At 73.5% G+C, this 22,500-nt stretch carries 21 protein-coding genes; 9 read left to right on the top strand and 12 right to left on the bottom strand.

Annotated elements, in window-relative coordinates:
* Positions 1-3 precede the first annotated feature (3 nt).
* Positions 4-999, bottom strand: a complete 996-nt coding sequence (gene deoC / locus ACIQMU_RS03920) for a deoxyribose-phosphate aldolase (protein WP_352240520.1) — start codon at positions 997-999, stop codon at positions 4-6.
* 171 nt (positions 1,000-1,170) lie between these two features.
* Between deoC and ACIQMU_RS03915 the strand changes: the two genes are divergently transcribed.
* Positions 1,171-1,809, top strand: coding sequence for a PH domain-containing protein (locus tag ACIQMU_RS03915; protein WP_352240389.1), 639 nt, complete (start codon positions 1,171-1,173; stop codon positions 1,807-1,809).
* An 88-nt stretch (positions 1,810-1,897) separates the two neighbouring features.
* Here ACIQMU_RS03915 and ACIQMU_RS03910 read toward each other — a convergent pair whose 3' ends face one another.
* From ACIQMU_RS03910 to ACIQMU_RS03900, 3 genes are all read right to left on the bottom strand, one after another.
* The gene (locus ACIQMU_RS03910) at positions 1,898-3,538 is read right to left on the bottom strand and encodes a phospho-sugar mutase (protein WP_352240390.1); all 1,641 of its coding nucleotides are present in this window, start codon (positions 3,536-3,538) and stop codon (positions 1,898-1,900) included.
* A gap of 101 nt (positions 3,539-3,639) precedes the next feature.
* Positions 3,640-4,464, bottom strand: coding sequence for a purine-nucleoside phosphorylase (locus ACIQMU_RS03905; protein WP_352240391.1), 825 nt, complete (start codon positions 4,462-4,464; stop codon positions 3,640-3,642).
* Between the two features lie 127 nt (positions 4,465-4,591).
* Positions 4,592-5,029, bottom strand: a complete 438-nt coding sequence (locus ACIQMU_RS03900) for a gamma-glutamylcyclotransferase (protein WP_352240392.1) — start codon at positions 5,027-5,029, stop codon at positions 4,592-4,594.
* Between the two features lie 271 nt (positions 5,030-5,300).
* Between ACIQMU_RS03900 and ACIQMU_RS03895 the strand changes: the two genes are divergently transcribed.
* Both ACIQMU_RS03895 and ACIQMU_RS03890 read left to right on the top strand, forming a co-directional pair.
* Complete coding sequence (locus ACIQMU_RS03895; RefSeq protein WP_352240393.1) at positions 5,301-6,740, top strand: NAD(P)H-quinone dehydrogenase; 1,440 nt, start codon at positions 5,301-5,303, stop codon at positions 6,738-6,740.
* Positions 6,741-6,931: 191 nt separating this feature from the next.
* Positions 6,932-7,891 (top strand): DeoR/GlpR family DNA-binding transcription regulator, encoded by a 960-nt coding sequence (locus ACIQMU_RS03890; RefSeq protein WP_352240394.1) that lies wholly within the window; start codon positions 6,932-6,934, stop codon positions 7,889-7,891.
* A 68-nt stretch (positions 7,892-7,959) separates the two neighbouring features.
* On the opposite strand, the gene ACIQMU_RS03885 is transcribed toward ACIQMU_RS03890, so the two are convergent.
* A complete protein-coding gene (locus ACIQMU_RS03885; protein WP_352240395.1) occupies positions 7,960-8,556 on the bottom strand; it encodes a helix-turn-helix domain-containing protein in 597 nt (198 codons plus the stop codon).
* A 332-nt stretch (positions 8,557-8,888) separates the two neighbouring features.
* Positions 8,889-10,643: a biotin carboxylase N-terminal domain-containing protein gene (locus ACIQMU_RS03880; protein ID WP_352240396.1), complete on the bottom strand. Its 1,755-nt coding sequence runs from the start codon at positions 10,641-10,643 to the stop codon at positions 8,889-8,891.
* A gap of 355 nt (positions 10,644-10,998) precedes the next feature.
* Between ACIQMU_RS03880 and ACIQMU_RS03875 the strand changes: the two genes are divergently transcribed.
* On the top strand, positions 10,999-11,436 hold the full coding sequence (locus ACIQMU_RS03875; RefSeq protein ID WP_352240397.1) for a hypothetical protein: 438 nt from the start codon (positions 10,999-11,001) through the stop codon (positions 11,434-11,436).
* A 36-nt stretch (positions 11,437-11,472) separates the two neighbouring features.
* Here the strand turns inward: ACIQMU_RS03875 and ACIQMU_RS03870 are convergent, their stop codons facing one another.
* The 4 genes from ACIQMU_RS03870 to ACIQMU_RS03855 form a co-directional block, all read right to left on the bottom strand.
* Entirely contained in the window at positions 11,473-12,084 is a 612-nt protein-coding gene (locus ACIQMU_RS03870) for a nucleoside triphosphate pyrophosphatase (RefSeq protein WP_352240398.1), read from the bottom strand.
* 87 nt (positions 12,085-12,171) lie between these two features.
* Entirely contained in the window at positions 12,172-12,300 is a 129-nt protein-coding gene (gene mmpB, locus ACIQMU_RS03865; protein WP_352240399.1) for a morphogenic membrane protein MmpB, read from the bottom strand.
* Positions 12,301-12,398: 98 nt separating this feature from the next.
* Positions 12,399-12,605 (bottom strand): acyl-CoA carboxylase epsilon subunit, encoded by a 207-nt coding sequence (locus ACIQMU_RS03860; protein WP_352240400.1) that lies wholly within the window; start codon positions 12,603-12,605, stop codon positions 12,399-12,401.
* Positions 12,606-12,645: 40 nt separating this feature from the next.
* Positions 12,646-14,226, bottom strand: coding sequence for an acyl-CoA carboxylase subunit beta (locus tag ACIQMU_RS03855; RefSeq protein ID WP_352240401.1), 1,581 nt, complete (start codon positions 14,224-14,226; stop codon positions 12,646-12,648).
* 155 nt (positions 14,227-14,381) lie between these two features.
* On the opposite strand from ACIQMU_RS03855, the gene ACIQMU_RS03850 reads away from it, so the two are divergent.
* The 4 genes from ACIQMU_RS03850 to ACIQMU_RS03835 all read left to right on the top strand — a co-directional run bounded on the left by ACIQMU_RS03850 (position 14,382) and on the right by ACIQMU_RS03835 (position 19,109).
* Entirely contained in the window at positions 14,382-15,290 is a 909-nt protein-coding gene (locus tag ACIQMU_RS03850) for a biotin--[acetyl-CoA-carboxylase] ligase (protein WP_402688157.1), read from the top strand.
* A gap of 179 nt (positions 15,291-15,469) precedes the next feature.
* Complete coding sequence (locus ACIQMU_RS03845) at positions 15,470-16,669, top strand: adenylate/guanylate cyclase domain-containing protein (RefSeq protein ID WP_352240403.1); 1,200 nt, start codon at positions 15,470-15,472, stop codon at positions 16,667-16,669.
* 238 nt (positions 16,670-16,907) lie between these two features.
* A complete protein-coding gene (locus ACIQMU_RS03840) occupies positions 16,908-17,720 on the top strand; it encodes an enoyl-CoA hydratase-related protein (RefSeq protein WP_352240404.1) in 813 nt (270 codons plus the stop codon).
* A 234-nt stretch (positions 17,721-17,954) separates the two neighbouring features.
* On the top strand, positions 17,955-19,109 hold the full coding sequence (locus tag ACIQMU_RS03835) for a GGDEF domain-containing protein (RefSeq protein ID WP_352240405.1): 1,155 nt from the start codon (positions 17,955-17,957) through the stop codon (positions 19,107-19,109).
* Between the two features lie 279 nt (positions 19,110-19,388).
* On the opposite strand, the gene ACIQMU_RS03830 is transcribed toward ACIQMU_RS03835, so the two are convergent.
* Positions 19,389-20,126, bottom strand: coding sequence for a translation initiation factor IF-2 (locus ACIQMU_RS03830; RefSeq protein ID WP_402688156.1), 738 nt, complete (start codon positions 20,124-20,126; stop codon positions 19,389-19,391).
* Positions 20,127-20,453: 327 nt separating this feature from the next.
* Between ACIQMU_RS03830 and hutH the strand changes: the two genes are divergently transcribed.
* Positions 20,454-22,004 carry a histidine ammonia-lyase gene (hutH, locus tag ACIQMU_RS03825; RefSeq protein ID WP_352240407.1) on the top strand — a complete coding sequence of 517 codons (1,551 nt, stop codon included), beginning with the start codon at positions 20,454-20,456 and terminating at the stop codon, positions 22,002-22,004.
* A 156-nt stretch (positions 22,005-22,160) separates the two neighbouring features.
* On the opposite strand, the gene ACIQMU_RS03820 is transcribed toward hutH, so the two are convergent.
* Positions 22,161-22,490: a hypothetical protein gene (locus tag ACIQMU_RS03820; protein ID WP_352240408.1), complete on the bottom strand. Its 330-nt coding sequence runs from the start codon at positions 22,488-22,490 to the stop codon at positions 22,161-22,163.
* Positions 22,491-22,500: the final 10 nt, after the last annotated feature.

Here is a 22,500-nt window from a genome sequence, read left to right as displayed (position 1 = left end):
CTATCAGTCCACCGTCACGTAATCGGGGCCGGAGTAACGGCCGGTGCTGAGCTTCTGGCGCTGCATCAGCAGGTCGTTGAGCAGGCTGGAGGCGCCGAACCGGAACCAGTGCGGGTCCAGCCAGTCCTCGCCCGCGGTCTCGTTCACCAGCACCAGGAACTTGATCGCGTCCTTGGCGGTGCGGATGCCGCCGGCCGGCTTCACACCGATCTGGGTGCCGGTCTGCGCCCGGAAGTCGCGGACGGCCTCCAGCATGAGGAGCGTGTTGGCGGGGGTGGCGTTGGTGGCCACCTTGCCGGTCGAGGTCTTGATGAAGTCGGCGCCCGCCAGCATCCCGATCCAGGAGGCCCGGCGGATGTTGTCGTACGTGGACAGCTCGCCGGTCTCGAAGATCACCTTGAGGCGGGCGGCCCCGCACTCCGCCTTCACGGCGAGGATCTCCTCGTACACCTTCAGGAACCGGCCGGAGAGGAACGCCCCCCGGTCGATCACCATGTCGATCTCGTCGGCCCCGGCCGCCACGGCGTCGCGGACGTCCGCGAGCTTGACGTCCAGCGCGGCACGCCCGGCCGGGAAGGCGGTCGCCACGGACGCCACCTTCACGCCGGAGCCGGCCAGCGCGGCGGCGGCGACGGCCGCCATGTCGGGATAGACGCAGACCGCGGCGGTGTGCGGGGTCCTGCGGTCGGGCTCGGCGTCCAAGGGGTCGGAGGAGAGCCGAGGCGGAGCGTAGCGGAGCGGGTCGGGGTTGACGGCCTTGGCGGCGAGAGCCCGGACCTTGCCCGGGGTGTCCGCGCCTTCCAGCGTCGTCAGGTCGATCATCGAGATGGCGAGATCGATGGCGTACGCCTTGGCCGTCGTCTTGATCGAACGGGTTCCGAGGGAGGCGGCGCGCGCTTCGAGGCCGACGGCGTCGACGCCGGGCAGCCCGAACAGGAAGCGGCGCAGCGCACTGTCGGACGCCGTCGCGTCGGAAAATGCGGGAGCAGTGGTGGGCATGGTCACCAGAGGAGCATATCTACGCGCGTAGCGACCTGTACAGGGGGCCGAGCCGTCCGCGGGTCCCGCGGTCCGCCCCTCCCCCACCGGGCCTTCCGGCCGCCACGGCCGGATGGCCGTGCGGTGCGGCCGCCCGGCCGCCCGCCGCCCCCGTCAGGCAGAATCGGCCCCATGACGAGCCCCACACCTCCCGCAGAGCCGCCCCCCGCGACACGGACCTACCGTTCCGTCGCCGCACTGGTCTGCGGGTCGCTGCTGCTCCTGCTGATCGCCTGGATGGCCGGGGACGCCATGATCCGGGGCGAGGGACGGGTGCCCTGGCTCGCGGCCGCCGCGCTGCTCCTCGCGGTGCCGCTGGTCGTGGCGTTCACCCTGCGGCCCGCCGTCTTCACGGACGACGAGCGCATCCGGGTCCGCAACCCGTTCCGGACGATTCAGCTCCCCTGGACGGAGGTCGCCGACGTGCGGGCCTCGTACTCCTCCGAGCTGCTCGCCCGCGACGGCTCGAAGTACCAGCTGTGGGCGATCCCCGTCTCCCTGCGCGCCCGCAAGCGCGCGGCCCGCGCCGCGTCCCGCGCGGCGCACGACGACCCCTACGGCCGTACCTCGGTCAGCGCCGACGTCGGCGACACCGCCGGGCGCACCGCCTCCGCCGACCAGACCGTGCGGGATCTGCGGGACATCGCCGAGCGGGCCGGCGACACGACCGCCGAGGGCGCGGACCGGGGCTCCGTGCGCTGGGCGTACGAGGTGATCGCCCCGGCCGTCGCCGGCGCCGTCCTGCTCGTCGTGGTGGGGGCGATCGGCTGAGGCCGACGGAACGGAACGCCGAAGGGCCGGTCCCCCGGGAGGGGGCCGGCCCTTCGTGTGCGGCGGCGCGTGCGTGTGCGGCGGCGCGTCAGATCCCCGCCGCCGCCGCCAGGTCCCGCTTGATCCCGGCGAGCAGTTCGGCCCCCCGGCCCCGCGCGGCGGGAAGCCCCGCCGCGTCCGCCACCGGGACCACGACCTCCAGGTAGCACTTCAGCTTCGGCTCGGTGCCGCTCGGGCGGACGATCACCCGGGCCCCCTCCAGGCGGTAGCGCAGCCCGTCGGTGGGCGGCAGCCGGTCCGTGCCCCGCGCCAGGTCCTCGGCCGAGGTGACGGCGAGGCCCGCCAGCGAGGTCGGAGGCTGCTCGCGGAGCCGGGTCATGGCGTTCGCGATGACCGTCAGATCCTCCACCCGCACCGAGAGCTGGTCGGTGGCGTGCAGGCCGTGCGCGAGCGCCAGGTCGTCCAGCAGGTCCAGCAGCGTACGGCCCCGCTCCTTGAGCACGGAGGCGAGCTCGGCGACGAGCAGGGCGGCGGTGATGCCGTCCTTGTCGCGGACGCCCTCGGGGTCGACGCAGTAGCCGAGCGCCTCCTCGTAGCCGTACCGCAGGCCGTCCACCCGGGCGATCCACTTGAAGCCCGTCAGCGTCTCCTCGTAACCGAGGCCCGCCTTCTCCGCGATCCGGCCCAGCAGCGAGGACGACACGATCGACTCGGCGAACACGCCGCTGACGCCCCGCTCCACCAGGTGCGCGGCGAGCAGCGCGCCCACCTCGTCGCCGCGCAGCATCCGCCAGCCGCCCTCCGCGGCGGCGTCGGGCACCGCGACGGCGCAGCGGTCCGCGTCCGGGTCATTGGCGATGATCAGGTCCGGCGCCGCCCGGCGGGCGGTGGCGAAGGCGAGATCCATCGCGCCGGGCTCCTCCGGGTTCGGGAAGGCCACGGTGGGGAACGCGGGGTCCGGCTCGGCCTGCTCGGTGACGAGCACCGGCGCGGGGAACCCGGCCCGGGCGAACGCCGCGGTCAGCACCGAGGTGCCGACGCCGTGCAGCGCGGTGTGGACGGTGCGCGCCGTCCGGGGGCCCTCGGGGTCCAGGACCGCGTCCGTGCGCGCGAGATAGGCGTCCAGCACCTCCTCGCCGAGGATCTCCCAGCCGCCCTCGGGACGGACGACACCCGCCAGCGGGCCGACCGCGGCGATGGCGGCGGCGATCTCGCCGTCGGCCGGCGGCACGATCTGCGAGCCGTCGCCGAGGTAGACCTTGTAGCCGTTGTCGCGCGGCGGGTTGTGGCTGGCGGTGACCTCGACCCCGGCGACCGCACCCAGATGCCTTATGGCGTACGCCAGTACGGGAGTGGGGAGCGGGCGGGGCAGCACGGCGGCGCGCAGCCCGGCCCCGGTCATCACGGCCGCCGTGTCACGCGCGAAGTCGGCGGACTTGTAGCGGGCGTCGTAACCGATGACGACGAGCCGGCCCTCCTCGCCCCGCGCCTTCAGGTAGGCGGCGAGGCCCGCCGCCGCCCGGATCACCACGGACCGGTTCATCCGCATCGGCCCGGCTCCCAGCTCCCCGCGCAGCCCGGCGGTGCCGAACTGGAGCGTGCCCGCGAAACGGGCGGCCAGCTCGGCCGTGTCACCCGCCTCGATGATCGCGCCCAGCTCCGCACGCGTATCGGGATCGGGGTCCTCGGCCAGCCAGGTCCTGGCCTGCGCGATGAGGTCGTGCTGCACGGGGTCCGCCTTTCGGGGTGTGCTGAAGGGAGTACGGGGAGTCGGGAACGGGCGGGAGCGGGCGGGGTGCGGGGCCCCGCCCGGGGCTCCCGGCCGGAGGCTCAGATGCGGTCGAGCACCCGTGCCAGCAGCGCGCCCATCCGGGTCGCCGAGTCGCGGCCGGCCTGGAGGACCTCCTCGTGGTTGAGGGGTTCTCCGGACAGGCCCGCCGCCAGGTTGGTGACGAGGGAGAGGCCGAGCACCTCGGCGCCCGCCTCGCGGGCCGCGATGGCCTCCAGGACCGTGGACATGCCCACCAGGTCGCCGCCGAGCACCCGGACCATGTTGATCTCGGCCGGGGTCTCGTAGTGCGGGCCGGGGAACTGGACGTACACGCCCTCTTCGAGGGTGGCGTCGATCTCCTTGCACAGCGCGCGCAGCCGCGGGGAGTACAGATCGGTCAGGTCGACGAAGTTCGCGCCGATGATCGGGGAGGCGGCCGTCAGGTTGATGTGGTCGCTGATCAGGACCGGCTGCCCCGGGCGCATGCCCTCGCGCAGACCGCCGCAGCCGTTCGTCAGGACGACGGTCCCGCAGCCCGCGGCCACCGCCGTACGGACCCCGTGGGCGACGGCGGCGACGCCCCGGCCCTCGTAGTAGTGCGTGCGGCCGAGGAAGACCAGCACCCGCTTCTCGCCGATCCTGTAACTGCGGACCGTGCCGCCGTGGCCCTCGACGGCGGGCGCCGGGAAGCCGGGCAGCTCGGTCACGGGGAACTCGGCCTCGGGGACGCCGAGTGCCTCGCCGGCGGGCGCCCAGCCGGAGCCCATGACCAGGGCGACGTCATGGGTCTCGGCGCCGGTCAGCTCGCGCAGGCGGGCGGCGGCCCCGGCGGCGGCTGCCCGCGGGTCGCCCTGGATGTTGTCCGGAATAACAGATGCGTTCACGCGGACGAGCGTAACCGCTGAATCCCTACGCGCGTAGATGTACTGGCGCAAAGACGCGCCACAGGTCTTTGTGCTTTTGCACGAAGACGGCGGGGGCGGGCCCCGGACCGCGGGGATCACGCCCTGGTCAGCAGGGGCGCTTGCGCAGTTCCATCGCGTAGTCGTGAGGGGCGCCGGCGGATTCCGCGGCGTCCGCGATCTCGCCCAGATAACGCGCCGAGGGAAGCCCGCCCTCGTACCCGTTCAGCACGTACATCCAGGCCGGCTCCTCGCCGTCCAGAGTGTGCACCCGCACCCGCATCCGCCGGTAGATGTCGAGCCCGACGCCCTCCCAGCGGTCCATGGAGTCCTCGTCCATCGGCGCCAGGTCGTACAGCGCGACGAAGACCTGGGAGCGCGGCGCCTCCACCACGGTGGCCAGCGCTCCCTCCCAGCCCATCTGCTCCCCGCCGAAGGTCAGCCGCCAGCCGTTGAGCCAGCCCGTGCTGCGCATCGGTGAATGCGGGGCGCGGCGGGTCATGAGCCGCGCGTCGAGGTTGCCGGCGTACGCGGCGTAGAGCGACATGGGACCGAGGGTACGGGAGGTGGGCGTGGGAGCGGCGGTTCCTGTGACAAAGGCCCCGGTCGGGGGAGTGCGCGCCGTGCCCGCGAAGCCCTTTTCGCCGGCCCGGCCCCGTGCGGCGGACGCTCTTTTTCCCGAATGGAGGGCCCCGGGGCGAACCGCTTTGGCGGGTGCGGGACAATGGAGTACGTACTGCATCCCCCGGGGCGATCCCCCGGACCCCCGGCCGGGGTGGCGGACGGCCGCGGGTTACACAACGCGAGGCGGACTTTTCGTGACCCGGATCGTGATCATCGGCGGCGGCCCCGGCGGCTACGAGGCAGCCCTGGTGGGCGCCCAGCTCGGCGCGGAGGTGACCGTCGTCGACTGCGACGGTCTGGGCGGGGCCTCGGTCCTCACCGACTGCGTGCCATCGAAGACCCTGATCGCGACGGCCGAGGTGATGACCACCTTCGACTCCTCGTACGAGGAACTGGGCATCATCGTCGCGGACGACACCCCGCACGTGGAGCAGGCCGCGCGGGTCGTGGGGGTGGACCTGGGCAAGGTCAACCGCCGGGTCAAGCGCCTCGCGCTCGCCCAGTCCCACGACATCACCGCCTCCGTCACCCGGGCCGGCGCCCGCGTGATGCGCGGCCGGGGCCGGCTCGACGGGCTCCAGGCCACCGACGGCTCCCGCCAGGTCGTCGTCACCGCCGCCGACGGCACCGAGGAGCGGCTCACCGCCGACGCCGTGCTGATAGCGACCGGCGGCCACCCCCGGGAGATCCCGGACGCGCAGCCCGACGGCGAGCGCATCCTGAACTGGACCCAGGTCTACGACCTCGACGAGCTCCCCGAGGAGCTGATCGTCGTCGGGTCGGGTGTCACCGGCGCCGAGTTCGCCGGGGCCTACCAGGCGCTCGGCTCGCGCGTCACCCTCGTCTCCTCCCGGGACCGCGTGCTGCCCGGGGAGGACCCGGACGCCGCCGCCGTCCTGGAGGACGTCTTCCGCCGGCGCGGGATGAACGTCATGGCCCGCTCCCGCGCCCAGTCCGCCAAGCGCGTCGGCGACCGGGTCGAGGTGACGCTGGCCGACGGCCGGGTCATCAGCGGCTCGCACTGCCTGATGGCGGTCGGCGCGATCCCGAACACCGCGGGCATGGGCCTGGAGGAGGCCGGCGTACGGCTCAAGGACTCCGGGCACGTCCTCACCGACCGGGTCTCGCGCACCAGCGCCCCCGGCGTCTACGCGGCCGGCGACGTCACCGGCATCTTCGCGCTCGCCTCGGTCGCCGCGATGCAGGGCCGGATCGCGATGTACCACTTCCTGGGCGACGCGGTCGCCCCGCTGAACCTCAAGGCCGTCTCCGCCAACGTCTTCACCGACCCGGAGATCGCCACCGTCGGCTACAGCCAGGCCGAGGTCGACGCGGGCAAGATCGAGGCGCGGGTGGTGAAGCTGCCGCTGCTGCGCAACCCGCGCGCCAAGATGCAGGGCATCCGCGACGGCTTCGTCAAGATCTTCTGCCGTCCCGGTACGGGGATCGTGGTCGGCGGCTGCGTGGTCGCGCCGCGCGCCAGCGAGCTGATCCACCCCATCTCGCTCGCGGTCGACAACAATCTGACGGTGGAGCAGATCGCCAACGCCTTCACCGTGTATCCGTCCCTGTCGGGATCGATCGCCGAAGTGGCCCGGCAGCTGCACACCCGGAAGCTCACGGACGAGGGCTGAGACCCGGGCCGCCCGGAGTCTCCGGCGGCTGGCCGCGACCTGACGGCCGTCCGGGCGGTGCGGTGACCGGCGGTCCCCGCCGAACGGTGAAGGGGCCTCCTATACCACTGGGAGGCCCCTTTGAAGTACAACTTCCGTTATTCGGTGCAAACTGCTGAAAACCCATCGGCAGCCAGGTTACTGTCAGTTTCGTGTTCGCTGCAGAACGTCGTCAGTTGATCCTCGAAATGGTGCGTGCCAACGGGGCGGTATCGCTCCGTGAGCTCGCCCGCGTCGTCCAGACCTCCGAAGTGACCGTACGGCGGGACGTGCGGGCACTGGAGGCAGAAGGACTCCTCGACCGCCGGCACGGCGGTGCGGTCTTGCCGGGCGGTTTTACGCGGGAGTCCGGCTTTCCGCAGAAATCCCATCTCTCCACCGCGGAGAAGACGGCCATCGCCGACCTGGCCGCGGGTCTCGTCGGCGAGGGCGAGGCCATCGTGGTCGGCGCCGGCACGACCACGCAGGAGCTGGCCCGCCGGCTCGCGCGGGTCCCCGGCCTGACCGTCGTCACCAACTCGCTGCTGGTCGCCCAGGCCCTGGCCCATGCCAACCGGGTCGAAGTCGTCATGACCGGCGGCACCCTGCGCGGGAGCAACTACGCGCTGGTGGGCAGCGGGGCCGAGCAGTCCCTCCAAGGGCTGCGGGTCTCCCGGGCCTTCCTCTCCGGGAGCGGCCTCACGGCGGAGCGTGGCCTGTCCACCTCCAACATGCTCTCGGCCAGCGTCGACCGTGCTCTCGTGCAGGCCGCCGCCGAGGTGGTGGTCCTGGCGGACCACACCAAGCTCGGCTCGGACACCATGTTCCAGACGGTGCCCACCGAGCTGATCACCCGCCTGGTGACGGACGAACCGCCGCTCCACGACGAGCGGGCCGCCGCCGAACTCCAGTCCCTGGCGGACCAGGGCGTGGAGATCACGGTGGCCGGTCCGGAGGCGGACGCGACCGGCGGTGACGGCACCCCTCCGGGGCGCCGGCCCCGTCGTGACATGCCGCTGCCCGGTCAGCGGCGCACGCCGAACGGCGGCCTCGGGCCGCAGCTCCGCAGCGCCTCCGCGCTCGCGGACGTCCCGGCAGAGCGGGCGCGGGTCGCGGACCTCCGGCGGCGGTAGCCCCCGGCCGGGGCGCCGCCCCCGGTTCCGCGCTGCCGGAACGCCGAAGCCGCCGGCGGGCGGTCCCGCTACTTCAGCCCGCGCAGCGTCAGCCGCAGCAGCCGGTCCGCCAGTTCCGGGTCGTCGGGCGACTGCTCGGCCGCCAGGGCGATCGCGTTGGTGAGCTGAAGCAGATCGTCGATCGAGACGTCGGCCCGCACCGCCCCGCTGTCCTGGGCCCGGCGCAGCAGTCCCGAGCCCGCCTCCCTCAGCGGCAGATGGCACTGCGCGAGTGCCGAGGTCTCGTCGCGCGAGGCGGACATCAGGCCGTGGGCCAGGCCGCGGTACTCACCCGCATGAGTGATGATGGCGCGCAGCCAGTCCACCAGTGCCCGGCACGGCGTTTCCGCCGCCGCCAGCTCCCGGGAGCGCTCCAGGATCGAGCACAGGGCGTCCTGGAACACCGCGTTCATCAGGGCGTTCCGGTTCGGGAAGTGCCGGTAGAGGGTGCCGATGCCCACGCCCGCCCGCCGGGCGATGTCCTCCAGCGAGGCGTCCGTACCGTGCTCGGCGAAGGACCTGCGCGCCTCGCCCACCAGCCGGTCGTGGTTCCGGCGAGCGTCCGCGCGCATCGGCCGGGCCGGCGGCTGTGCCGGGCTTGTCTCCATGGGGATCGCCCCTGCCATGACTTCCGCCCCTCCCTCGGTCCTCGGACCCTTCTGACCACTCGGACCCTCGGCCCCTGGTGGGTTCCAGGATGCCACTGCGGCGGAGGGCCGATGCCACGGTGACGGAGACCGGCGCCACGGGGGCGAGGAGTCCGTGCCGCGGGTGGCGGGGCCGAAGGGCGCGGTGGCGAGGAGCCGGGGCCGCGGGGACGGGGCCGGGCGGCACCGTGGCGGCGATCGATCCGGCGCCCGGCGCCCGGCCGCCCGGCGGCGAAGGGGCCCCGGCGGCGAAGGGGCCCGTACCGTGTCGTGGCGACACGGTACGGGCCCCTTCGGGGCGTGCGGGACGGTCAGTCCTTGATCTCGCAGATCAGGGCGCCGGACGTCACGGAGGCGCCGACCTCGGCGGTGAGGCCCTTGACGGTGCCGGAGCGGTGCGCGTTGAGCGGCTGCTCCATCTTCATGGCCTCCAGGACGACGACGAGGTCGCCCTCCTTGACCTCCTGGCCCTCCTCCACCGCGATCTTGACGATGGTGCCCTGCATGGGCGAGGCGAGGGAGTCGCCCGAGGCGGCCGAGCCGGCCTTCTTCGCGGCGCGGCGCTTCGGCTTCGCGCCGGCGGCGAGGCCGGTGCGGGCCAGCGACATGCCCAGCGAGGAGGGCAGCGAGACCTCCAGGCGCTTGCCGCCGACCTCGACGACGACGGTCTCCCGTCCGGCCTCGTCCTCCGCGTCCGTGTCGGCGGGTGCGGCGAAGGGCTTGATGTCGTTGACGAACTCGGTCTCGATCCACCGCGTGTGCACGGTGAACGGGTCGGCGGTGAAGGCGGGGTCGGCGACGACGGCCCGGTGGAACGGAATGGCGGTGGCCATGCCCTCGACCGTGAACTCGGCGAGCGCGCGGGCGGCGCGCTGGAGCGCCTGCTCGCGGGTCGCGCCGGTGACGATGAGCTTCGCGAGCAGCGAGTCCCAGGCCGGGCCGATGACCGAGCCGGACTCGACGCCCGCGTCCAGGCGGACGCCGGGGCCGGTCGGCGGGGCGAAGGCGGTGACGGTGCCGGGGGCGGGCAGGAAGCCCCGGCCCGGGTCCTCGCCGTTGATGCGGAACTCGAAGGAGTGACCGCGCACCGCGGGGTCGCCGTAGCCGAGCTCCTCGCCGTCGGCGATGCGGAACATCTCGCGTACGAGGTCGATGCCCGTGACCTCTTCGGTGACCGGGTGCTCGACCTGGAGGCGGGTGTTGACCTCCAGGAAGGAGATCGTGCCGTCGACGCCGACGAGGAACTCGACCGTCCCGGCGCCGACGTAGCCGGCCTCCTTGAGGATCGCCTTGGACGCCGCGTACAGCTCGTCGTTCTGCGCCTGCGAGAGGAAGGGGGCCGGGGCCTCCTCGACGAGCTTCTGGTGGCGGCGCTGGAGCGAGCAGTCACGGGTCGAGACGACGACCACGTTGCCGTGCTGGTCGGCCAGGCACTGGGTCTCCACGTGGCGCGGCTTGTCGAGGTAGCGCTCGACGAAGCACTCGCCCCGGCCGAACGCCGCGACGGCCTCGCGGACCGCGGAGTCGTACAGCTCCGGGATCTCCTCCAGGGTGCGGGCCACCTTCAGACCGCGCCCGCCGCCGCCGAAGGCGGCCTTGATCGCGATGGGCAGCCCGTTCTCCTCGGCGAACGCGACGACCTCGTCGGACCCGGAGACCGGGTCCGGGGTGCCGGCCACCAGCGGGGCGCCCGCGCGCTGGGCGATGTGCCGGGCGGCGACCTTGTCGCCGAGATCGCGGATGGCCTGCGGGGGCGGGCCGATCCAGGTCAGCCCGGCGTCCAGGACGGCCTGGGCGAACTCCGCGTTCTCCGACAGGAATCCGTAACCGGGGTGGATCGCGTCCGCCCCGGAGTCCGCGGCGGCCCGCAGCACCTTGGCCATGTCCAGGTAGCTGGCGGCCGGGGTGTCACCGCCCAGGGCGAACGCCTCGTCTGCGGCCCGGACATGCAGTGCGTCCCGGTCCGGCTCGGCGTAGACCGCGACACTCGCGATCCCCGCGTCCCGGCACGCCCGAGCAACGCGGACAGCGATTTCGCCACGGTTGGCGATGAGCACCTTGCGCACGATGACTCCCTCCTCGAAACAAGCTGAGTTTAGGGACTACCGACACGGCCGTACGACCCGTCCCCAATGGTGAGCTTGCCCACACGGAGTGTGATCCGAGGCTTGCCCCAGTAGTGAAATCCCTTGTGGCACCACGGTACGCCGCGATCCTCAACCGCACAGTAACCATCGGGTGTGGTGCAGGTCTCTGTCTTTAGGGTCAACGCCTGACGGCGTTTCTTTGTGGAGTTCCTACGAACGGCCGATGGATTCTTTGCCCGGCGTACGGACCGGCCCATCCCCTTGTCCGCGGGAATACCCATGAGTAGGGTCCGCGCTACGCACGTACTGCAGGTAACAGGGGGGTGGCTCCGTCATGCGCAGACCGGTGGCGATCGTGACCGCGCTCGTGTTGTTCGGGGAGGCGGTGGGCATCGTGCTCATCAACGCCGTCCTGGCCACGGTCGCGAAGAACCAGCAGATGTCGCTCGCGGGCCTGGACCCGGACGCGATGTCGGCCGGCACCTGGGCGATGGGCGGAGTCTTCGGGCTGCTGCTGGTCCTGTGCGGGCTCATCGCGCTGCTGTCCGGTGCCCGCGACCGCGCCCCGGGGCGGGTCGGGCGGATCGTCCTGACCGGCTGCGCGGTCGTGCACGGTGTTCTCGGGGCGGTCACCGTCGGCCTGGTGGGCTGGGACGCCTTCGCCCTCATGATGCTCGTCCTGGCCCTGCTGGTGCTCACCCTGCTGGCGTACGGGCCCGAGCCCCGGGCCGACGGGCGGGCGGGCGAGGAGGCGGTCGCGGCGTCGGCCTGAGCCGCTCCCCAGCCGCCCCCCCCGAGCCGGTGTCCCTCAGACCCACAGCTCCGTGACCGGGACGCCCAGCTCGCCCAGGAGGCGGCGCAGCAGCGGCAGCGAGAGCCCGATGACATTGCCGTGGTCGCCCTCGATGGAGTCGACGAACGGCGCCGAGCGGCCGTCCAGGGTGAACGCACCCGCGACATGGAGCGGTTCCCCCGAGGCGACGTAGGCGGCCACCTCGGCGTCGCTCGGCTCGCCGAACCGCACGACCGTGGAGGCGGTCTCCGAGGCCGTACGGCCGGAGGCGGTGTCGATCACGCTGTGCCCCGTCCGCAGAATCCCCGACCGGCCGCGCATCGACTTCCAGCGGGCGGTGGCCTCCTCGGCGTCGGCCGGCTTGCCCAGGGCCTGGCCGTCCAGCTCCAGCACCGAGTCGCAGCCGATGACCAGGGCGCCCGCCGCCTCGGGGCGCTCCGCGACCGCCCCCGCCTTGGCCCGGGCCAGCACGAGCGCCAGGTCGGCGGGGGCCGGTGCGCTCAGGGAGTCCTCGTCCACACCGCTGACGATCACCTCGGGGGCGAACCCGGCCTGGCGCAGCAGACCGAGACGGGCGGGGGAGGCGGAGGCGAGCACGAGACGGCGCTGATCAGTCATACGGGCCATCGTAGAAGGGCCGGGGCCGGACCCCCATCCCGCCGGGGACCCACCGGGCCCGCCGGGGAAGCCGGGGGCGCCCCCGGCCCCCGGGACTCAGCCAATGCCCAGCACGAACATCGCCACCAGCATCGCCAGCGCCAGCAGGAGCCCCGCGCGGCGCAGCATGGCCTGGGCGTCGCGCAGTTCCTTCGGCGGCTTGTTCTCGGGGTCGGACCAGAGCATGCCTCCGATCCTGCTCCGCCGCCCGCGCCCACGCCTGAGTACGGGTACTCAATGCCGCCCCCGTGTGCACGGGGGCGGCTCGCGGGTGTTCCGACGGGTCAGACCGGCCAGTACGTCCGGGCCCACGCCCGGGGGCCGGGCCTGGGGCGGCCGGTGCGGGCGATGCGGCCCGGGTCGGACCACTGCTCGGGCGGCAGCGGCGCTCCGGACGACACGGCGGACGCCGCCGCGGCGCGAGCCCGGACCACCGCCAGTGCGGCGGCCAGCTCCTCCGGGGTGGGGTTGCCCCGTACGACCTTGATCATGGGCAGACCTTTCTGCGAACGGGCGAACGTACGGCTGCGGTTAGAGCGGGATGTTGCCGTGCTTCTTCGGAGGCAGGGATTCCCGCTTCGTACGCAGCTGACGCAGCCCCTTGACGATATGGGCCCGGGTGTCGGACGGCATGATCACCGCGTCGACGTAGCCGCGCTCGGCCGCCACGTACGGGTTGAGCAGCGCGTCCTCGTACGCCGTCATCAGCTCCGCGCGCGTGGCGTCCGGGTCCTCGGCGGCGGCGATGGTCCGCCGGTGCAGGATGTTCACCGCGCCCTGCGCCCCCATGACGGCGATCTGCGCGGTCGGCCAGGCCACGTTCAGGTCCGCGCCCAGGTGCTTGGAGCCCATCACGTCGTACGCGCCGCCGAACGCCTTGCGGGTGATGACGGTGATCAGCGGGACCGTCGCCTCCGCGTAGGCGTAGATCAGCTTCGCGCCGCGCCGGATGATGCCGCCGTACTCCTGGTCGACGCCCGGCAGGAAGCCCGGCACGTCCACGAAGGTGATGACGGGCACGTTGAACGCGTCGCAGGTGCGGACGAAGCGCGCCGCCTTCTCGCTGGCGTCGATGTCCAGGCAGCCGGCGAACTGCATCGGCTGGTTGGCGACGATGCCGACCGGGTGGCCCTCGACCCGGCCGAAGCCGGTGATGATGTTCGGCGCGAACAGGGCCTGGGTCTCCAGGAACTCCGCGTCGTCCAGCACGTGCTCGATCGCGGTGTGCATGTCGTACGGCTGGTTCGCCGAGTCCGGGATGAGCGTGTCCAGCTCGCGGTCCTCGTCGGTGGTGGCGAGGTCCGCCTCCTCCGGGAAGGCCGGGGCCTCGGACAGGTTGTTCGAAGGGAGGTAGGACAGCAGCGACTTGACGTACTCGATGGCGTCCTTCTCGTCGCCCGCCATGTGGTGCGCCACCCCGGAGGTGGTGTTGTGCGTACGGGCGCCGCCCAGCTCCTCGAAGCCGACGTCCTCGCCGGTGACCGTCTTGATGACGTCGGGACCGGTGATGAACATGTGGGAGGTCTGGTCGACCATCACCGTGAAGTCGGTGATCGCGGGGGAGTAGACCGCGCCGCCCGCGCACGGGCCGACGATCAGCGAGATCTGCGGGATCACCCCGGAGGCGTGCACGTTGCGGCGGAAGATCTCGGCGAACAGGCCGAGCGCGGCGACGCCTTCCTGGATACGCGCGCCGCCGCCGTCGTTGATGCCGATGACCGGGCAGCCGGTCTTCAGCGCGAAGTCCATGACCTTGACGATCTTCTCGCCGTAGACCTCGCCGAGCGAACCGCCGAAGATGGTGAAGTCCTGCGAGTACACGCAGACCGGGCGGCCGTCGACCGTGCCGTAACCGGTGACGACTCCGTCCCCGTACGGGCGGTTCTTCTCGATGCCGAAGTTGGTGGAGCGGTGCCGGGCGAACTCGTCGAGCTCCACGAAGGAGCCCTCGTCCAGGAGCAGCTCGACCCGCTCGCGGGCGGTCAGCTTGCCCTTGGCGTGCTGCTTCTCGACCGCGCGGGCCGAACCGGCGTGCGTCGCTTCGTCGATGCGGCGCGTCAGGTCCGCGAGCTTGCCCGCGGTGGTGTGGATGTCGCTTAGCGGCTCGGACATCGGGGGGCGGCTCCCTGCCTGGTCACGGGGACGACGTCTGGGACCGGTCACGGGGGGACGGCCAGCCGTCAGTCCGGCTCTGGCTACTGACTCGTAGGGTATCGGCGCGTCTCCGGAAAGGCAGTGCGTCCTTTGCCACACCTAGGCTGGGTTGCATGACACCACCGGATGCGCCACACAACCGCTGGTCGGACCTCGACCGGCCGCCCCTCAACGTGACGGCGCTGCGGCGCGGGCTGCTGCGGCCGGACGCGCTGTGGACGTCCCTGGAGGTGGTGGAGTCCACCGGGTCCACCAACACCGACCTCGCCGCCCGGGCCCGTAGCGGCGCGGCGGGCGAGGGCACGGTCCTGGTCGCCGAGGAGCAGACGGCCGGGCGCGGACGGCTGGAGCGGACCTGGACCGCGCCGCCCCGCTCCGGGCTGTTCCTCTCGGTGCACCTGGAGCCCGGCGACATCCCCGTGGAGCGGTGGGGGTGGTTGCCGCTGCTGGCCGGGGTCGCCGCCGCGACCGGGCTCGCGAAGTCGGCGGGTGTCGACATGTCGCTGAAATGGCCCAACGACCTGCTGGTCGTGATCCCCAAGGGCTCCGACAAGCCCCGTCCAGGAGAGGCCCCGCCGGGCGAGGAACGCAAGACGGGCGGCATCCTCGGCGAGTTCGCCGGAGACGGCATCGTCGTCGGGCTGGGCGTCAACGTCTCGCTCCGCGCCGACGAGCTGCCCGCCCCCACCGCCGGTTCACTGGCGCTCGCCGGAGCGGTCTCCACCGACCGGGAGACCCTGCTGCGCGCCGTCCTGCGCTCGCTGGAGCACTGGTACGGCCGGTGGAAGGCGGCCGGCGGTGACGCCGCCGCGAGCGGGCTCCAGGCCGCCTACGCGGCGGGCTGCGCGACGCTGGACCGGACCGTGCGGGCCGAGCTCCCGGGGGGTGCGTCCCTGGTCGGCGAGGCCGTCGCGATCGACGGGGACGGGCGCCTCGTCCTCTCCACCGAAGGCGGACTCCAGCAGCCGGTGTCGGCCGGGGACATCGTCCACCTGCGGGGCGCGGCCGGCGGCCTGACGTGAGGCGGCCCCCGGCTCCCGGCCGGCGCACCGCCGGATACCGCGTATGCCTGAGATGTCACGCGCGACGCACCGGTGACGGACGGCCAAGGACGTGAGCTGGGGCACACCTGCCGTATCGTTGAGGCGATCCAGCGACAGATCGGCAGGGCAGTGCGCAGGGAACGGGCAGGAGGCGGCTGGTGACCGTCGGCGACACCACCTCCGGCGCGGGTGAGGAGCCCGGGTCGGACTCCTCGGTCCACGCCACACCCCACCACGAGGTCGACCACACGGTGGAACCGACGGACGACCCCCTCGCCATCCGCCTGGAAGCGCTGATCCTGGGCGCCGACCGGCGCTACACGCCCTTCCAGGCGGCCCGCACCGCCGGGGTCTCCATGGACCTGGCCTCCCGGTTCTGGCGGGCCATGGGCTTCGCCGACATCGGTCAGGCCAAGGCGCTCACCGAGGCCGACGTGCTGGCCCTGCGGCGGCTCGCCGGTCTCGTCGAGGCGGGGCTGCTGAGCGAGCCGATGGCGATCCAGGTCGCCCGCTCCACCGGGCAGACCACCGCCCGGCTGGCCGAGTGGCAGATCGACTCGTTCCTGGAGGGCCTGACCGAGCCGCCCGAGCCCGGCATGACCCGCACCGAGGTCACGTATCCGCTGGTCGAGCTGCTGCTCCCGGAGCTCCAGGAGTTCCTCGTCTACGTGTGGCGGCGCCAGCTGGCCGCCGCCACCGGCCGGGTCGTGCAGGCCGCGGACGACGAGGAGATGGTCGACCGGCGGCTCGCCGTCGGCTTCGCGGACCTGGTCGGCTTCACCCGGCTGACCCGGCGGCTGGAGGAGGAGGAGCTCGGCGAACTCGTCGAGTCCTTCGAGACGACCGCCGCCGACCTGGTCGCCGCGCACGGCGGACGGCTCATCAAGACCCTCGGCGACGAGGTCCTCTTCGCCGCCGACGAGGCGGGCACGGCCGCCGAGATAGCGCTCCGGCTGATCGAGGCGATGGCCCAGGACGAGACGATGCCCGCGCTGCGCGTCGGCATCGCCTTCGGCACGGTCACCACCCGGATGGGCGATGTCTTCGGCACCACGGTGAACCTCGCCAGCCGGCTCACCTCGATAGCGCCGAAGGACGCCGTCCTGGTCGACGGGGCGTTCGCCAAGGAGCTGGTCCGGCACGGTGACGCGCCGGAGTCGGAGGCGCAGGCCGCCGAGGCCGCCGCGGCCGCGGCGGAGCGGGCCCGGGTCGCCGAGAAGGAGGGCCTGGAGCCCGGCGACGAGCCGCCGCTGCCGACGTACCGCTTCGGGCTCCAGCCGATGTGGCAGCGTCCGGTGCGCGGGCTCGGCGTGGTGGAGCCGTGGCTGCTGGCCCGGCGCGGGAAGACCGGCTCCTGAGCGCGGCCCACCACTTCGCCGCGCCTCTGCCGTCCTGCCTCTCTGCCGTCGCACCTCTGCCGTCGCACTTCGGCCGCCGCGCCTCTGCCGTCGTGCCTCCGCCGTCCACCTCTGTCCCGGTCGTCACGTCCGCCCCTGTCCTCGTCCCCCGGCCCGCCCTGTCGCGGGCGGGGGCTTCGTGTCTAGGATCCGTGGCGGTAACGCTCGTTAACAGGCCGTCCATGACAGGGGTGCAGCCATGACCGTCACGTCCGAGCAGCGGTACGGGGATTTCGTCGTCGTACGGCGGCACGAGGGGCAGGACCACGTCGCCGAGCTGGTCCTCGACCGGCCGAAGGCCATGAACGCCGTCTCCACCGACATGGCCCGATCGCTCGCCGCGGCCTGCGAGGCGCTCGGCGCCGACCGGGACGTCCGGGTCACCGTCCTGACCTCCAGCCACGACCGGGCCTTCTGCGTGGGCGCGGACCTCAAGGAGCGCAACTCCTTCACCGACGCCGACCTCGTACGCCAGCGGCCCACCGCCCGCGCCGCCTACACCGGGGTCCTGGAGCTGCCGATGCCGGTGATCGCCTCCGTGCACGGCTTCGCCCTCGGCGGCGGCTTCGAACTCGCCCTCGCCTGCGATGTGATCGTCGCCGACGCCACCGCCGTGGTCGGGCTGCCCGAGGTGTCCGTGGGCGTCATCCCGGGCGGCGGCGGTACGCAGCTGCTGCCGCGCCGGGTGGGGGCGGCGCGCGCCGCCGAGCTGGTGTTCAGCGCCCGCCGGGTCGAGGCCGCCGAGGCGCGCGCGCTGGGGCTGGTGGACGAGCTGGTCGAGGCCGGGCGGGACCGCGAGGAGGCCCTCGCGCTCGGCGGCCGGATGGCCGCCAACTCGCCGGTCGGGCTGCGGGCGGCGAAGAAGGCGCTCCGGCTGGGGCACGGGCTGGATCTGCGGGCGGGCCTGGAGGTGGAGGACGCGGCCTGGCGGTCGGTCGCTTTCTCGGGGGACCGGGCGGAGGGAGTCGCCGCGTTCAACGAGAAGCGGCGCCCCGACTGGCCCGGCGAGTGAGACCGGACGGTGCGGTGAGGGGCACCGGACGGTGCGGTGCGAGCGGGGCCGTACGGTGCGGTGCGAGCGGGGCCGGAGGTGCGGCGCGAGCGGGGCCGGAGGTGCGGCGCGTGAGCCCCGAACGCACAGCGATGGCGCGACGATGACACAGTGTGAGCGGCGCGCGGAAAAATAGTTGAAATTAGTTACGCATCAAACTGATCAAAAGGGGACAAATCTACATAGGCTGTAGAAATGGGTGGTGACGATGCGCGGCTGCGGGCCGTGGTTTCGCTGGCGCAGACCATGGCTGCGGCCTACACGCCGCGAGAGTCGTGGCGGGCTGCGGCGCTGGGCGCCTGCGAGGCGCTGAGCGGCAGCTTCGCCGCGCTCTCGGTGTGGGAGCGGGGTCGGGGCAGGCTGCGGGTGCTGGTGAACGCGGGGCAACGGGCCGAAGGGGAGGAGGAGTTCCCCGAGGAGGAGGCGTACCCGGTCCACGAGTTCCCGGAGATCACCGAATTCCTGCACGAGCGCTGGGCCGGCGGCGGTGAGCCCGACGCCTGGGTGGAGACCGCCGACGGGCTGTCCGGCGCGGGCGGACCGGCGCGCGGCACTCGCCCGTACTGCCACCAGCGGGTCGCCGCGCTGCGGCGGCGCGGCCGGGGCTGCTGCGTGGTCGCGCCGATCGTGCTCCACGGCCGGGCGTGGGGCGAGCTGTACGTGGCGCGGCCGGCCGGGCAGCCCGTCTTCGACCGGGCCGACGCGGACTTCGCGACCGTGCTCGCCGCCGTCGTGGCCGCCGGGATCGCCCAGACCGAACGGCTGGAGGAGGTCCGCAAGCTGGCCTTCACCGACCCGCTGACGGGTCTGGCCAACCGCCGCGCGGTCGACATCCGGCTCGACGAGGCCATCGAGCGGCACCGCGTCGACAACACGGTGGTCAGCCTCGTCGTGTGCGACCTCAACGGCCTCAAGGCGGTGAACGACACCCACGGCCACGCCGTCGGCGACCGTCTGCTGGAACGTTTCGGCTCCGTGCTGTCCCTGTGCGGGGCGATGCTGCCGGAGGCGCTCGCGGCCCGCCTCGGCGGCGACGAGTTCTGCCTGCTGGCGGCCGGCCCCCCGGCCGACGCGGTGGTCGGCGTCGCCACCGAGCTGTGCGACCGGGCGGCGGTGATCGAACTGGGTGACGGGGTGGCCTGCGGGGTCGCTTCGACCGGCGACCCGATCGGCCCGGTGCGTTCGGCCCGGCGGCTGTTCCGGCTCGCGGACGCGGCCCAGTACCGGGCCAAGGCCGCCCGTTCGCCGGCCCCTGTGGTGGCGGGCCGGGACGGCGGGGTCGTCCGGCTCGCGGACTCCCCGCCGAAGCCGGCGCACGACCGGCGAAGGCTGCGCGGCAGCCGCCCGTGAACGCCCGGGGTGTCCCGGGGGGGCGTGGGCCGGGGCCGGGTCGCGCCGCCGGGGCTGCCATGCCGGGCGCTCCCCGGGGATGCCACGCCGCTCGGTCGGGGTGGTGGTGGTCGGGGGGCGGGGGCACCGTGCCGGTCGCTCGGCCGGGGCCCGCCGCGACGCCGTTCGCCCGCCCGGGACCCTCGACGCCGTTCGCTAGCCGGGGCCCGCGACGCCGTTCGCCCGGCCGGGGTCGCGGCGCCGGTCGCTAGCCGGGGGGCGCCGTGCCGGGCGCTCCGTTCAGTGGGGCGGCGGCATCCGCTCCAGGGCGTTCTCGATGGTGCAGCCGCCCTCCCCGGGCATGCGCTGTATCCGGGACGGCACCCACACCTCGGTGGCGCCGGGGGCCACGCGGGCGAGGAGGCAGTCCTGCGGGTCGTAGCCGTTGCCCCGCACCGACAGGAGGACGCCGATCCGGCCGCCGTCCGCCCTCACCTCGGTGCGTATCGCCGGGTCCAGGTCCAGCGCGGCGAGCGCCCGGCGGACCCCGGCCTCCTCCGCCCGGCCCCCCTCCGGCACCCGGGGGAGTTCCGCGCGGAGCTCCTCGGACGGCAGCCGGGGAGGTTCGGGCGGCGGGGCGAAGGTGGGCCGGGGGCCGTCCGGACAGCCCACGTCACGGGGGTCCTCGCGCCACTCCGACTTCGGCGACACCCGCACCTCGAAACAGCGCCGCACGGTGACCGGATCGGGATCTAACCTCTGGTTGTACGCCGATCCGGACGTGCGGACGACCACGTGGACGCCGTCCCCGTCGTGGGTGGAGGTGCCGTTCACCCGCAGGACCTCCACCCCGTCGATGCCGGAGGCGGCGTACCCGACCTCCTCCGCCGTACGCGGACGCTGGCTGTAGAGCCGCTCGCCCGCCTTCCTGGCCGTGTCCCGGGCGGAGTCCGCGGCCTCGCTCTCGGAGGACTGGAGCACTCCGCAGGCGGAGACGGTGAGCAGCAGGAGCGGGGCGAGCGGCAGGAGTCGGCGCATGGGCACAGCCTCTCCGCCTCGCGGCGCGGCGGGCAAGCGTTCATCCGCTCGGACCGGCGCGGGAGGTTGTGCGACGGCCACGGGCCGATCCGGGCCGCGGGCCATCCCGGGCGACGGGCCGCCCCGGGCGACGGGCCGCCCCGGGCGACGGGCCGCCCCGGGCCGTGGGTCATCCCGGGTCGGGGGCGCATCCGTCGGCGGGCGCCCAAGGGCTTCGTCGGCATGTCCAGGGGCCCTGCCGGCAGGCCGGGGGCCGCGTCGGCAGGTAAGGAGTCCTGTCCCGAACCCCTAGTGACATGAAGGGTTTCAATCCGTACGCTGCTGAATATGGATATGCACACTGTTGTGGTGGGGACGTCCGGAACCACCGCCGAGGACGTCGTTGCCGTAGCCCGCCACGGCGCCCGGGTGGAGCTCTCCGCCGCCGCCGTGGAAGCCCTGGCCGCCGCACGTCTCGTCGTGGACGCGCTCGCCGCCAAACCGGAGCCCGTCTACGGCGTCTCCACCGGATTCGGCGCCCTCGCCAGCCGCCACATCAGCCCGGAACTGCGGGCGCAGCTCCAGCGCAACATCGTCCGCTCCCACGCGGCCGGCATGGGCCCCCGCGTCGAGCGCGAGGTCGTCCGCGCGCTGATGTTCCTCCGGCTCAAGACGGTCGCCTCCGGGCACACCGGCGTACGCCCCGAGGTCGCGCAGACCATGGCCGACCTGCTGAACGCGGGCATCACGCCCGTCGTCCACGAGTACGGTTCGCTCGGCTGCTCTGGCGACCTGGCCCCGCTCTCGCACTGCGCGCTCACCCTGATGGGCGAGGGTGACGCGGAGGGCCCCGACGGCACGGTCCGCCCGGCGGGCGAGCTGCTCGCCGCGCACGGCATCGTCCCGGTCGAGCTGCGCGAGAAGGAGGGCCTGGCCCTCCTCAACGGCACCGACGGCATGCTCGGCATGCTCGTCATGGCCCTCGCCGACCTGAAGAACCTCTACACCTCGGCCGACATCACCGCCGCCCTCTCCCTGGAGGCGCTGCTCGGCACGGACAAGGTCCTCGCCCCCGAGCTGCACGCCATCCGCCCGCACCCCGGCCAGGGCGTCAGCGCCGACAACATGCTGCGGGTGCTCGCCGGTTCGGGCCTGACGGGCCATCACCAGGACGACGCGCCCCGGGTCCAGGACGCCTACTCGGTGCGCTGCGCCCCCCAGGTCAACGGCGCGGGCCGCGACACCCTCGACTACGCCGCCGTCGTCGCGGGCCGCGAACTGGCCTCCTCGGTCGACAACCCGGTCGTGCTTCCCGACGGCCGGGTCGAGTCCAACGGCAACTTCCACGGCGCGCCCGTCGCGTACGTCCTGGACTTCCTCGCGATCGTCGCCGCCGACCTCGGCTCGATCTGCGAACGCCGCACCGACCGGCTGCTCGACAAGAACCGCTCGCACGGCCTGCCGCCGTTCCTCGCGGACGACGCCGGGGTCGACTCGGGCCTGATGATCGCCCAGTACACCCAGGCCGCCCTGGTCAGCGAGATGAAGCGGCTCGCGGTCCCCGCCTCCGCCGACTCCATCCCGTCCTCCGCGATGCAGGAGGACCACGTCTCCATGGGCTGGTCCGCCGCGCGCAAGCTCCGCACCGCTGTGGACGACCTGGCCCGGATCGTCGCCGTCGAGCTGTACGCCGCAACCCGCGCCGTCGAGATCCGCGCCGCCCAGGGCCTCACCCCCGCCCCCGCCTCACAGGCCGCCGTGGACGCGCTGCGGGCCGCCGGCGCCGAGGGCCCGGGCCCGGACCGCTTCCTCGCCCCGGACCTGGCCGCCGCCGACACGTTCGTGCGGGAGGGGCGCCTGGTCGCGGCCGTGGAGCCGGTCACGGGACCGCTGGCCTGAGCCGGTCCCGTACGTCCGGGAGAGGTCCGGGAGAGGCCCGGGGGGAGCAGTGCCTCTCCCGGACGTACGGCGAAGCGGCGCTTGTCCCGGACGTACAGGAGAGGCGCCACGCCGGGACCAGCGGATTCCCGGCGCCGTCCTACCCGGCGTACGGGGTCAGAGCGCCGGAAGCATCCCCGGGCCGGCACGGCGTACCGAGTAGGTGACGAAGCCGGCGCCGATCCCCAACAGGGCTGTGCCGCCGATGAGATACGGGGTGGTGTCCCGGCCCGGCCCGGTGTCGGCGAGGCGTGCCCCGGAGGCGTCTTCGGCATGGCCGTCGGTCAGGCCGGACGTGGCGGCGGCGGTGGTCAGGTCCGACGTGGCGACCTGGGCGCCCTGTGCGGCGTTCTCACCGGTCGCGTTGGCCGACGGGACGAACCAGAGAGCGGCCAGCAGGGTGCCTGCGGCGGTGGCGGTCAGCAGTGTGCGACGAGCGACGGACACAGATTCGATC

It is taken from the genome of Streptomyces sp. NPDC091649, assembly GCF_044756785.1.
GTDB lineage: Bacteria > Actinomycetota > Actinomycetes > Streptomycetales > Streptomycetaceae > Streptomyces.
Note: the sequence above shows the minus strand (reverse complement) of the source record. Positions and strands in the feature narration are given on the sequence as shown.